The organism is Pseudoalteromonas translucida KMM 520 (assembly GCF_001465295.1).
Lineage (GTDB): Bacteria > Pseudomonadota > Gammaproteobacteria > Enterobacterales > Alteromonadaceae > Pseudoalteromonas > Pseudoalteromonas translucida.
Genome location: NZ_CP011035.1, coordinates 46,919 through 60,021, shown reverse-complemented (window position 1 = coordinate 60,021; position 13,103 = coordinate 46,919). Strand labels below are relative to the sequence as shown.

8 protein-coding genes are annotated in these 13,103 nt (G+C 40.1%); 4 read left to right on the top strand and 4 right to left on the bottom strand.

Annotated features, from left to right (window positions below; translation table 11 throughout):
- Positions 1–36: 36 nt before the first annotated feature.
- Positions 37–2,220 carry a malate synthase G gene (locus tag PTRA_RS15900; protein ID WP_058374664.1) on the top strand — a complete coding sequence of 728 codons (2,184 nt, stop codon included), beginning with the start codon at positions 37–39 and terminating at the stop codon, positions 2,218–2,220.
- Between the two features lie 224 nt (positions 2,221–2,444).
- On the opposite strand, the gene PTRA_RS15895 is transcribed toward PTRA_RS15900, so the two are convergent.
- From PTRA_RS15895 to PTRA_RS15880, 4 genes are all read right to left on the bottom strand, one after another.
- Positions 2,445–3,170 carry a YebC/PmpR family DNA-binding transcriptional regulator gene (locus PTRA_RS15895; protein WP_011329702.1) on the bottom strand — a complete coding sequence of 242 codons (726 nt, stop codon included), beginning with the start codon at positions 3,168–3,170 and terminating at the stop codon, positions 2,445–2,447.
- Positions 3,171–3,301: 131 nt separating this feature from the next.
- Complete coding sequence (locus PTRA_RS15890) at positions 3,302–3,919, bottom strand: HAD family hydrolase (RefSeq protein ID WP_099046608.1); 618 nt, start codon at positions 3,917–3,919, stop codon at positions 3,302–3,304.
- Between the two features lie 424 nt (positions 3,920–4,343).
- Positions 4,344–4,838, bottom strand: coding sequence for a DUF6702 family protein (locus PTRA_RS15885; RefSeq protein ID WP_058374662.1), 495 nt, complete (start codon positions 4,836–4,838; stop codon positions 4,344–4,346).
- A complete protein-coding gene (locus PTRA_RS15880) occupies positions 4,838–7,288 on the bottom strand; it encodes a M1 family metallopeptidase (RefSeq protein WP_058374661.1) in 2,451 nt (816 codons plus the stop codon). Before PTRA_RS15880 ends, PTRA_RS15885 begins: the two co-directional genes overlap by 1 nt.
- A 471-nt stretch (positions 7,289–7,759) precedes the next feature.
- Here PTRA_RS15880 and PTRA_RS15875 point away from each other — a divergent pair, with 471 nt between their 5' ends.
- The 3 genes from PTRA_RS15875 (at position 7,760) to PTRA_RS15865 (ending at position 12,992) form a co-directional block, all read left to right on the top strand.
- Positions 7,760–8,002, top strand: coding sequence for a hypothetical protein (locus PTRA_RS15875; RefSeq protein ID WP_058374660.1), 243 nt, complete (start codon positions 7,760–7,762; stop codon positions 8,000–8,002).
- A 92-nt stretch (positions 8,003–8,094) separates the two neighbouring features.
- Complete coding sequence (locus PTRA_RS15870; protein WP_058374659.1) at positions 8,095–9,342, top strand: exonuclease SbcCD subunit D C-terminal domain-containing protein; 1,248 nt, start codon at positions 8,095–8,097, stop codon at positions 9,340–9,342.
- The gene (locus tag PTRA_RS15865) at positions 9,339–12,992 is read left to right on the top strand and encodes an AAA family ATPase (RefSeq protein WP_058374658.1); all 3,654 of its coding nucleotides are present in this window, start codon (positions 9,339–9,341) and stop codon (positions 12,990–12,992) included. Before PTRA_RS15870 ends, PTRA_RS15865 begins: the two co-directional genes overlap by 4 nt.
- Positions 12,993–13,103: the final 111 nt, after the last annotated feature.

The window sequence follows — 13,103 nt, the reverse complement described above, 5'->3', positions numbered from 1 at the left end:
AATTTACAATATCGCGACCGTTTAAGGATTATTAAAATGCCCCATACTCTCACTCACTCCGGACTCAGCGTAGACAACCAACTAGCTGACTTTGTTAAAAACCAGCTATTACCTGGTACACATTTAAATGAGCAGCAATTTTGGCAGCGCTTTGCGCATATTGTACAAACATTAACGCCAGTAAATAGAGCTCTACTTGCTAAACGCGAGCAGCTACAACAGCAAATTGATGAGTATCATCTGGCCAATAAAAGCTGGGATAAAGCCCAGTATCAGGCATTTTTAACCGACATAGGTTACCTAGTAAACGAGCCTGAGAATTTTAGTATTGAAACAAAAAATGTGGAGCCCGAAATAGCACAAACAGCTGGGCCGCAGCTGGTAGTGCCGGTAAGCAATGCACGCTTTGCACTTAATGCTGCAAACGCACGTTGGGGTTCGTTATACGATGCCCTATACGGTACTGATGTACTAAGCGAAGAAGATGGTGCCGAAAAAGGCCGTACGTATAACTCAGTTCGTGGCTTTAAAGTAATGGCATACGCGAGGCAGTTTTTAGATAAAGCCTTGCCACTAGAAAACGGCTCGCATATAGAGAGTACTAATTATTCTGTTGTTGATGGCGCGCTGTCAATTACTCTACGCGACAGCTCACAAACTAAACTAAAAAACCCTGAACAATTAGTGGGTTACCAAGGTGAAGCACAAAACCCTAGCGTTATTTTGCTCAAAAATAATGGCCTACACCTTGAACTGCATATAGATCACCACCACCCAATAGGCCAAGCAGATAAAGCAGGCTTAAAAGATGTGGTACTTGAAGCTGCACTTACCACTATTATGGACTGCGAGGACTCTATAGCTGCAGTTGATGCAGAGGATAAAGTACAAGTTTATAAAAACTGGTTAGGTTTAATGCAAGGCAACTTAGTCGAATCGTTTAAAAAAGGCGATAACATAGTCGAACGTACCCTGCAAAGCGACCGTCAATATACTGCGCTAAATGGTGAAACCTTAAGCTTAAAGGGCCGCAGCATGATGTTTGTGCGCAATGTAGGCCACCTAATGACTAATCCTGCAATTACCGATGTAAGTGGTAACGATGTGTTTGAAGGCATTATGGATGCCATGTTTACTGCAACAGCAGCGCTGCATGACTTAAATTCTAGCAGTGCGCTTAAAAACTCCAGTGCGCAAAGTATCAATATTGTAAAACCTAAAATGCATGGTCCTGAAGAAGTGGCGTTAACTAACACGTTATTTAACATGGTTGAAGAAGCACTTGGCTTAGAAAAAAACACCATTAAAATGGGCATTATGGATGAAGAGCGTCGTACTTCAGCTAACCTAAAAGCCTGTATTCATGCAGCAAAAGAGCGTGTTGTATTTATTAATACCGGATTTTTAGATAGGACAGGTGATGAAATTCATACCTCAATGCACGCCGGTGTGGTACTGCCTAAAGCCGCTATTAAATTAGAGCCGTGGATCAGCGCCTACGAAGATCGCAACGTAGACATTGGTTTGGCTTGTGGCTTAAGCCATAAAGCACAAATAGGTAAAGGTATGTGGGCTATGCCCGATAAAATGGCATTAATGATGGAGCAAAAAATAGCTCATCCTAAATCAGGTGCTAATACCGCGTGGGTGCCCTCCCCTACAGCAGCAACTCTGCATGCCATGCATTATCATGATGTAGATGTATTTTGCGAGCAACAAAGCATTGCTAAGCGTGCAATTGCCAGCTTAGATGAGCTACTTACCCCACCATTAATGGACGAGCCTGAGCTACTCAGCAAAGAAGATATTAAAACCGAGCTTGAAAACAACGCCCAAGGTATTTTAGGTTATGTAGTACGCTGGATTGATCAAGGGATTGGCTGCTCTAAAGTGCCCGACATAAACCATATTGGCCTTATGGAAGACAGAGCAACACTGCGTATTTCAAGCCAACATATGGCTAACTGGTTGCATCATGGTATTTGTAGCGAGCAACAAATTAGATCAACCATGGCTAAAATGGCAAAAGTGGTAGATGGCCAAAATGAACACGACAATGCTTACAAGCCTATGACAATAAGTGAGCAATCACTTGCTAATAATATTGCTTACCAAGCTGCACTAGCCTTAGTGTTAGAAGGAGCTAAGCAACCAAGTGGCTACACTGAGCCTTTATTGCACAGCTACCGCTTAAAATATAAAGCGCAGCAAGGCGCTTAATACGTAACTTCAAGTAATAAAACACCCTAGTTAGCGTACAAAAACCAGCCAAAGTGCTGGTTTTTATTTATTTGCCCAAAATACCAGTCATTATTAATAACTAAGGTGAATGGCTAACATTCATCTTAGTAGCCGTTATTAGTTTTTAACCACAAAAAAGCGCGTTTTGCTTACACAAAACACGCTTTTTCTAAAATTATTACCGCTTTAATATACAGTTTTAATTAGTTTTTGATGATTGCGTTGTGATAAATATTTTGTACGTCATCACAATCCTCAAGCATAGTGATGAACTTATCAAAGTTAGCAATTACTTCTTCATCTGTGATTTCAATATGCACTTGCGGGACAAAAGTAATTTCGTCTACTTCAAAATTAATGCCTTCAAACGCCTCTTCAAGGGCTGTTTTAGCTTTAAAGTATTCTGTATGTGGGGCAAACACCGATACTTTACCGTCTTCAACTTCAACATCGGTTACATCAACGTCAGCCATCATTAGTGCTTCTAACACAACTTCGTCATCATCGCCTGAAAAACCAAGTACAGCAAAATGATCAAACATATGTGCTACACAACCCGGTGTACCAATTTTTGAATCTGTTTTAGTAAAAGGCAAACGTACATCTTTAATAGTACGATTTGGGTTATCGGTTAAGCAGTCAACAATAACCATACAATTTCCAGGGCCATAACCTTCGTAACGTGCAGTTGAGTAATCCTCCCCTGCTCCACCGGCAGCTTTTTCAATTGCTTTTTCGATAACATGCGCAGGCACTTGATCTTTTTTTGCCTTTTCGATTAAGCGGCGCAAAGTTTGGTTTACATCTGGGTCAGGTTCGCCGTTTTTAGCTGCAACGTAAATTTCTTTGCCGTATTTTGAATTTACTTTAGTTTTTGCGTTAGCCGTTTTAGCCATCGAACTTTTACGAACTTCAAATGCTCTGCCCATCATGTACCTCTAATGAATACGTTAAACTTGTCGACATTTTACCAATTCAAAACGTATTGGGCTAGCACCACGTCAATATATAACGTTTATAACGCCACACTAATTACATAAAAAAATAAATAAAGCGCTATTTAACATAACACAACTTTTTGTGCGTAATTGTCAATTAAAGTAACTAACTGCGTAAAATCATGTAATACGTAATCGGCCTGACTAGCATAACTAGGAGTAACATCGGGGGCGTATAAACATGCACGCATATTGGCATTATGCGCTGCCTGAATATCATATAAAAAATCGCCCACATACAATAAATTACTTGGGCTTATATTCCACAAGGTAGCAATATTATTTAATGCACTCGGATCGGGCTTTGCTGGCGCGTCACTTCGGGTAAGCACTATTTCTATTGGCAGTGGATTATTTTGTAACTTAATAGCGGCCGCTTTGTCAAAATTGCGCGTGACGATCGCCATTGGAATATTTTTAGCTTTAAGGGCATTTACAGCCTCACTCACACCGGGTAGCATTTTGGCATGTTGAGCGTCGAGTAACTCATGCTGATGTACAATATTCATTGCCTCTTCGCGCATATATGCTGAAGGCAATTGGGCAATATAATCGAGTAAGTCTTGCTCACACGGGCACCCTATTTGCGCTTTAATTAATGAAAAATCTAATTCTGATGACACTAAAGTGCCATCTAAATCAAAAATCACACCTTTAATCGCTTCAATCTGCATTTCTATATCCTTCCTTGTATTTAATACCCATTGAATTAAACCCTATATAAAAATAACTTCATCGTTTATAAAACTAAATCACTGATGAATAACAAAATTTATATACCTAACCTGACCTCTGGTTAAGAGATTTACTAACATACTAAATCATAGTTATATTTAAATTTATTTTCTCTAGCCAGAGGTTTTCAGTGAAAACAAGGCGAATTTACGCGTCAATAGCTGGCCTATTGCAAGTAAATTCAACGCAGTTAGCGCTGAAAGTAGCTACTTGAGATAGATTTATTATCCAAAGTTCAGGTTACCTAGCTTGCTAAAAAGCACACTAATATACAAGGTATATTAACGGAATTTAGTATTAAGTCGATCATAAAAACAGGAGTGAAAATAATAAAAACGCGCACAGTGACTGTGCGCGTAGTTTGTAGGATTATTGTTGCTCAAACCTTGCTTCAAGCCAAGTGTCGTCTTGAGTAAAGTTTAAGGTTTTTATTTTTCCTTGTCCTTCAACGTTAACCATATTAACTTGCGAAGGCCATAAGTCGCGCAGTGCACCGTTACTCATTTTAATTCCTGCAATTTTTACCGGAATTGGCGCTTCTTGGTAAACCCAAAAAAACTTGCCATCAACTTGTGCTCCTACAAAATTAAGCGGCAGTGGCTCACCGTTTAATGTTTGTAGCGCAACATGCGACTCTACATATTTGGCAAAGCGTTGTTGATCTATTTTATTGCTAATAATATCAACCTTGCCTTTAAATAAGTGCGCCACGGCATGCTCGGTATCGTGCAAATAAAAACGATGCATTAGCTCAATATTATTAGTGCGTTTATTAAAAAGCACAGTAGTAACAGACGACTTTAATTGATGCGCCATACTAGGCGCAGCAATTAATAAACTAACAATAATTAGCAATATGCGCATTATTGTTGCTCCTCACTACTATTATTTTCGTCGCCTTTAGATTCGTCTTTTTTAAGCTCGGTTTTAATATCTTGCATAATATCGCGGCTTACTTTCGCTTTGCTCTTTTCTTTTTTAAACACTTCTATGCGTGATGGAATAATACGACGCGGGTAGTTATTATTTTCAATATCTACGTCAGCCGTTTCCCAGCGCGGGTCGATGGTAACCGACACCAGCGATTTGTTTTTGTCTGTCACTATTAATTTTTGTACATTTTTATAATTACGACGCCAAATTTCGGCCGCAATATAACGCTCTTCTTTACTGCCATCTTCAAAAGTCAGCTCTAATAAAATAGGCATTACTAAGCCGCCTACGTTAGAAAACTCCATTACGTAGTAGTTTTGGTCTTCTTCTATTGCACGCTCGAGCGTTTTACGCTCCCACGGCTCTAAGCCCTTTAAAAACTTGTTGTACGCGTTGCGCTCTTTATTAGTAACGGTAAAACGGTCGTTTTCGTCATAAAAGTCGGTAACATCGGGGTTTTCTTCTACCCAGGTTTTTTTACCTTGTGCGCGGTTACGCTCTACAAACAGCGAAGTAGGCTTATTTGCTTCAATATCGCGCAGGCGACTAAAATCAATATCAGGGTTCTTAGTGTCTAAACGCAGTTGGTATACCTTATCTAAAGCAATATCTACGTGATCTGTGGTAAAAAACCAACCACGCCAAAACCAATCTAAATCAACACCCGAAGCTTCTTCCATAGTACGAAAAAAATCAGCTGGGGTAGGGCGCTTATACTTCCAGCGCTGTGCGTATTCTTTAAACGCAAAATCAAACAGCTCTCGGCCTAAAATAACTTCACGTAAAATATTAAGTGCAGCAGCAGGTTTAGTGTACGCGTTAGGGCCTAAACGCAATACGCTGTCTGACTGGGTCATTATAGGCACTTGAATTTCTGACTTCATATACGCCACTATATCGCGCGGCTCAACACCCCATGGAATGCTCGGATCCCACTCTCGCCCTGCAACACCGTCTAAAAAGCTATTTAAACCTTCATCCATCCAGGTCCATTGGCGCTCATCTGAGTTTACTATCATCGGAAAGTAAATATGGCCTACTTCGTGGATCACTACCCCGAGTAAAAATCGCTTTTCGGCTTGAGAGTAAGTGCGTGTTCCATCATCTTGCAGCTTAGTACGCGGGCCATTAAAGGTGATCATTGGGTATTCCATACCACCAACAGGACCATTTACTGACTGCGCGGTTGGGTATGGGTAGTCAAATGAATACTTTGAATACACTTCCATAGTGTGAATAACAGCTTCGGTCGAATATTTTTTCCATAAATCGCCCCCTTCTTTAGGGTAAAACGACATAGCCATAACCAATGGCTGCTCATCACCGCCTTGCTGATAGCCTTTAGCATCCCACATAAATTTGCGTGACGACGCCCAAGCAAAGTCGCGTACGTTATTAGCTTTAAAGTGCCACGTTTTAGTTTTATCTGTTTTAGATTTTTCGTTATCGAGCGCTTCTTCTTCACTAACAATAAACACGGGGCGTTTAGCTTTTTCGGCTTGCTTTAAACGTTTGCGTTGCGTGCTCGTTAATACGCTACTTGCGTTATTAAGCTTACCCGTTGCCGACACGATATGATCGGCAGGTACGGTAATTTCAACATCGTAATCACCAAACTCTAAGGTAAATTCGCCGCCACCTAAAAAAGTTTTATTAGTCCAAGCTTCGTAATCGGTATAAGCAGCTAAGCGCGGAAACCACTGCGCCACTAAAAATATATCGTTACCATCTTTCTCAAAGTGCTCATAGCCCGAGCGCGCGCCTACTGCATCTTCTTCAACTAAGTTAAATGCAAAGTTCATGCTAAATTCGGCTTCTTTACCTGGCTTTAACGGCTTATTTAGGTCAATGCGCATTAAGGTATCAACCACGGTTACACGTAACTCGTTGCCATTGTCATCTTTTACATTGCTAATTGTATAGCCAAGCTCGTTGTCGCTCATAAACTGTTGGCGACGTAGGTCGCCTAAACTTAACTTGGCGGGTTTATCGGCTGGTAAACTTGTTAAAGTACTTTTAAACGTTTGTGTGGTTTCTGCAATTGAATCATTTTTAAAAACGTTTTGATCTAACTGTAACCATAAATACTTTAATGTGTGCGGTGAATTATTTTTATATTCTATTTTTTGACTACCGCTTATACGGCGCTTTTTCTCGTCTAACTGTACATCAATATCGTAATTAACGCGTTGCTGCCAATAATTTTCGCCAGGTTCTCCGGCTGCACTTCTATAAACATTTGGCGTTGGCAACGCTTCGTCTAGTTGACGAAATTTATCGATATAGCTGCCTTTGGTTTGCTCAACAGCAGACGCTAAAACAGTGCTCGACATTGCTATTGGCAATATAACCGCACTTAGCGTATAAATTATTTTTTTCATTATTAAACCTGTTAGATTTTAGTATGCGCACTTTGACAAAATTATCGTTTTTCTTCAATAAAATAACGATAAAGTGCGACTTTTTCAGGCTAGTTTTCACTATTTTTTTACAATAAAATCGCATTATTCTTTTATATAAAATTAATTAAACGTGAATTAAAATAATAAAACTGTAAAGGGGCTTTACAGTTTGTCGTTTTAAATAAAAATAAAGGCCAAATATCCGCTAAAAATAACGGCTTACAGCTACTAAATTTCCCCCTGTATTTTGGCTTCAAAGGTAGCCAAATGTAATTATTTAGCAAAAAAGTTAATCCCTTTGTATGAGAAACCGCCAATAGTGAAGTTTATGGTTGATCTTTGTATCCATTTGTACTTAGAATCGCCCACTTTTTTCATTTGAGGGTAATTTAATATAATTATTTTCAAATATGTTTATTAATATTTTAGTGTTGAAAAGTGTGGTGGTGTATGGATTTTTATGTTCTAAAAAAGCAGCAAAAACTAATTGCTATTCCAGCAGACGCGCAAAACTGTAAGCAGTATTTAAACTCAGGTTATTTGTATATTGACAAAGTAGCCGCTTGTAACGAAAAAAATGCATTGAAAGCGTTACAAGCTAAAAAAGCCAAAGCACTTAAACTGCCGTTATTTATGGCACTTTTAGCCTTACCTCTTATTTATGTTGGTTGGTTTAGCTTAGGAGCTAGCTAAAACCCATTCACCCTAGCAAGATGAGCCTATAAGGTTGCATCTTTAACTGCCTTGGGTATATTGGCGCTCTTACGATTTTTTAAGAGCGCTACATGAAAGTTCTGCACACTTCTGATTGGCACCTTGGCCAACAATTTTATGAATATGACCGTCGTCATGAACACCTTGCTTTTTTCACTTGGCTGTTAGCCACACTCGTTGAGCAACAAATAGATTTACTGCTCGTTGCTGGCGATATTTATCATACTGCAACACCCAGTGCTAGCGCCGAAAATCAACTCTATCAATTTATTAAAGATGCCAAAAAGCAGTGCCCTAATTTACATGTAGTAATTATTGCTGGTAACCACGACTCTGCAAATCGTATTTTAGCTGCGCAACCGTTACTCGCTCAATTTGATACCCATGTTGTAGGGCGTTTTGAGCCAACAGCAGCGGCCGATACCGTAATCACCATTAACACTAACAATAAACGCGCTGTAATCGTTGCCATGCCATTTTTGCGCGCAAGCGATGTAACTACACTCAGCCAAACTAAAAATGGCCCTAGCTATGCCCAAGGCGTTAAAAAGGCATATGAACTTGCCCTTGAGCATGCGGCTACTTTACAAAGTGAAAATACCCCGTTAATTGTTATGGGGCACCTTCACGCCAAAGGCGGCGATATATCGAGTGACTCTGAGCGCAATTTAGTAATAGGCGGCGAAGAAGCCATATCTGCCAGCGTTTTTGGTAAGCAAGCACACTACGTTGCGTTGGGGCATTTACATAAAGCGCAGCAAGTTGCTAAAAATGAATGCATTAGATATAGCGGCACGCCAATTCCTATGTCATTTTCAGAGCGTAATTACAGCCACCAAGTAAATGTAGTAGAGTTTAATAGCGATGAAAAACAGCAAATTAGTGTAACTGTAAACCCCCTTTACATTCCTCGTTTAGCCGATGTAATAGTTTTGCCAAAAGGGGAGTGCGTACCATTAGCTGAGCTATGCGAGCAAATTAAAGCCCTCGACACCACAGCCAATACAATAGCACCATATTTACGGGTAAAGCTTAAATCTAGCGATACCGACACCACCTTCAGAGAGCAAATAGAACAAGCCCTTGAGGGTAAGCATATTCGCTTTTGTGGCATAGAGCGCGTGCGCGAACAAGCAGCTAACAATGAAGGCGGCGCAGTATTTGAAGATTTAAGTGAAGTTGAAATGCTCAACCCACTTAATTTATTAGAGCAAGCATTTGCAAACGACAAAGATATGCACGGTGAAAGCGTACCCGACGCACTAAAAAATCTATTAAACGATGTTATTAACGAACTAGAGGAGCAACAGCAACTATGAAAATAACCGCAGTGCGTATTCATAACTTAGCTTCTATTGTTGATGCCGAAATAGATTTTTTAGCCGCCCCGCTAAAAGACGCCGGATTATTTGCAATTACCGGCGATACCGGCGCAGGTAAAAGCACTATTTTAGATGCTATTTGCTTAGCTTTATATGCTAAAACCGCAAGGTTAGGTGGGGATAAAGGCAATAAGGTAGAGTTTCAAGGCGACAGTATTAGGCTAAATGACGCGCGTAATTTACTTAGGCGAGGAACGTCTAATGGCTTTGCTGAAGTAGACTTTGTAGGACAAGATAAAGAAAGTTACCGAGCGTGTTGGAGCGTAAATCGCTCGCGAGGCAAAAGCGACGGCAATTTACAAGCAGCACAGCATACGCTTCACTTGTTATCTGATGACACGCTAATTTCGTCAGATAAAAGTAAAACAGTAAAACAAATAGAAGCCAAAATAGGGTTAACCTTTGATCAGTTTTCGCGGGCAGTGTTATTAGCGCAACACGAATTTGCCGCGTTTTTAAAAGCCACCGGCGATGAGCGTGCACAGCTTTTAGAATGCTTAACCGGTACCGATAAGTTTAGCCGTATTGGTGTACGTATTTTTGAGCGTAATAAAGAGCTAAAAGAAAAGTTTGAATTACTCCAAGCAAGTTTAGCAAGTTACACATTACTAAGTGAAGATGAATTAGCCGCTAAACAAACTTCGCTTAATGAATTAAAACTGCAAATTGAACACACTAAAAAAACCTTAACAACGACAGAGCAAAACTTAAATTGGTATAAACAAGCCAATACGCTTGAGCAAGCACTTAAACAAGCACAGCAAAACCAGCAACAAGCGCAAAATGAGCTTAATGCAATTGCTCAGCAAAGTGAGCAAGCTAAACAAGCTCAAAGCGCACTTGAAATTAAAGATAACCGCAGTCGCTTTAAAAGTTTAACAACTCAAAATACTGAGTTAAATACGAAAGTAACTGACTTAAAAAGTATAGATCACACTGCAATAATTACCGCGCATGCTAATACGCTTAGTAAGCACCAAGAGATATTACAAACAGCTAAAGAGCAAAAACAAACTGCTGAGCCTATTATTGCTAAAGCGCGCGAGCTCGACAGCCAATTAGCTATTCAAGCACAAACCATTGCAAGCCTTACCCAGCAAAGCGAAAAAGAGCAATTACAATTAAACGATTTGCAGCAGCAATTTAAGCAAAGCCAATCTGTGCTTGATGAAGCCACAAAATTAAGTGCCCAGCATCAACAGTGGTTAACTACGCACACACAATTAAAACCTTTAGCCAATGATTGGAATTACTACCAGCACAGTTTTAATCAGTTTATAAACGCAACTGAGCAATTAAAAACAACGGCAAATCAAAAGCAAAAATTAGTGGCTGAGCAAGCTAAGCAAGCGACGCTTTTAACCGCGCAAAATACAAAGGTTGAGTCACAAGAACAGTTACTTGCTAGTGAGCAAAAAAATCTTAACCAATTAAATGAGCAGCAACGCCAATTTAATATTGAACAGTGCGATGCAAAGCTTAAAAATATTGATTACTTAAAAGATCAACGCGAGCGCTATAAACAGTTTAATCGTGAACTAAAATACAGCACACAACAGCAAACATGCGTTGCAGAAAAACTTACCCAAAGTGAGCAAGCGAAAAACGCATTATTACAAAATTTGGCTTCGTGCGAGCAATCGCTTAAGCACAACGAATACGCACTTAGCCAAGCACGCCTTCGCGCCAGTGAAAATGTAGAACACTTACGTACACAACTAGCTCCTAACGAGCCATGTTTAGTGTGCGGTGCAACTGAGCACCCATATGCAAGCACTCAAAACCAGCAATTAAATAACTTAATAGCCGATTTTGAAACAGCGTATAACAATGCAAAACAGCAACGCGATAACGCCCAAACCCAGCTGCATCAGCATCAAACACAACATGCTGTGTTAGTGGCCGAGCAAACGCAACATAGCCAAGCAATACAAATTGCACAGGCCAAGCAGCTAGAAATTAAAACGACCATGCAAGACGCTCGCACCGAGCTTAACGATTTAACAACCGAGAAGCTTGATGAAACCTACAAGCAACTCAGCGAGCAAAAAGCCCAGTACTTTGCAGTACAAACACAGCTGCGAACTTTACAAGAAAAAGTAAATCAGCAGCTTAACGCTTTAAAAACCGAGCAACACGTACAGCAGCAATTGCAAAACCAGCATGTTGAGTTAACTAATCAGCTAAAGCAATTAAGCAGTAAACATAACGAGCTAAGCGTACAAATAAACGAGCAAAGCACAGCGCTTAACGCGCAATTTGAACACAGCGATTTTTGGCAGCAGCTGCAAAGTGAATCGCTTACCCTAAGCGATTTAAACAAACAGGTTGAGCAATACCAGCAAACACTTACACAGCTGGAGCAAAGTCAAAAACAGCTCGACAGTGCAAACCAGCAATTACAGCAATTAACACCATTAATCACTAAAAGTGAGCACGCACTTAAAACATTAAATGACGATTTAGCCAAAGCGCAGCAACAGCAAAATATTACGCAAAGCGAGCGCTTAGCTTTATTTAATAACGAGCAAATAAGCGCAAGCGACTATCAAGCCAAACTAGCTACGCAGCTTGAGCAATGCCAAACACAGCTAAATGCCAGCCAACAAGCGCACGATAACGCGGTTAAACAGCGCGACGAGCATGCCATAACACTTAAAAATGTTGAGCAACGCTTGCAAGAACACACCCAAGAGCTAACCAGCCTTGAGGCGCGTTACTTAGAGTGGTTTACTGACTTTAAAGCGCAATATAGCGATGCAACGCACGAACAGATCACTATTTTACTAACCTTAAGCAGCGAGCAAATTAAAGCGCACTTAAAACAGTTTGAGCAAGTATCACAAACGCTAACCGATACAAATGCAGCGCTTAAACAGCAACAAAAGTCGTACACAGAGCATCAAAATAGTGACAAACCTTCAAAAAATCAAGATGAATTAACTGAGCAGCTAAATGTATTAAATACCCAGCAAACAGAGCTACAAAATAGCTTGCTTGCCACTAATACCGCTATTGAGCAGCACAACCAAAATGCTAAAACGCTCAAAGGTAAACAAGCTGAGTTAACTACGCTTAAAACGCAAGTTGATCAGTGGCATTTACTTAATAAAGTATTAGGCGATGCAACCGGTAAAACCATGCGTAATTTAGCGCAAACGCAAACCCTAAAAATACTGCTACATTATGCAAATAGTCATTTAAAAACCCTTAATAAACGCTATGAATTAACCGCTATTGAGCATTCTTTAGATATAGCTATTATTGACCGTGACATGGCCGATGAGCAACGCTCTGTAAATACGCTCTCTGGTGGTGAATCATTTTTAGTCTCTTTGGCGCTGGCTTTAGGGCTTGCTTCATTGTCGTCAAACAAAGTACAAATCAATTCTTTGTTTATTGACGAAGGGTTTGGTACGTTAGACAGCGAGACGCTCAGTGTTGCAATGGATGCACTTGATTCATTACAAGCACAAGGGCGAAAAGTAGGTGTTATATCGCATGTAAGCGAAATGAGTGAGCGCGTAGCAACACAAGTCCATGTGGCTAAAAAGCCGGGCGGTTATTCTAGCGTAGAAATTGTGTGATATTAATTTAACGTGAACTCTGGTTAAGAGGCTTACTAACGTATTGCATCATAATTATATTTAAACTTATTTTCTCTAGCCAAAGGTTTTCAGTGAAAACAAGGCGAATTT

What these genes read in the sequence shown, in the direction of transcription:
- PTRA_RS15900 (WP_058374664.1), top strand. Translation starts at nt 37, where the DNA reads ATGCCCCATACTCTCACTCACTCCGGACTCAGCGTAGACAACCAACTA.
- PTRA_RS15895 (WP_011329702.1), bottom strand. Translation starts at nt 3,170, where the DNA reads ATGGGCAGAGCATTTGAAGTTCGTAAAAGTTCGATGGCTAAAACGGCT.
- PTRA_RS15885 (WP_058374662.1), bottom strand. Translation starts at nt 4,838, where the DNA reads ATGCGCATATTGCTAATTATTGTTAGTTTATTAATTGCTGCGCCTAGT.
- PTRA_RS15880 (WP_058374661.1), bottom strand. Translation starts at nt 7,288, where the DNA reads ATGAAAAAAATAATTTATACGCTAAGTGCGGTTATATTGCCAATAGCA.
- PTRA_RS15875 (WP_058374660.1), top strand. Translation starts at nt 7,760, where the DNA reads ATGGATTTTTATGTTCTAAAAAAGCAGCAAAAACTAATTGCTATTCCA.
- PTRA_RS15870 (WP_058374659.1), top strand. Translation starts at nt 8,095, where the DNA reads ATGAAAGTTCTGCACACTTCTGATTGGCACCTTGGCCAACAATTTTAT.
- PTRA_RS15865 (WP_058374658.1), top strand. Translation starts at nt 9,339, where the DNA reads ATGAAAATAACCGCAGTGCGTATTCATAACTTAGCTTCTATTGTTGAT.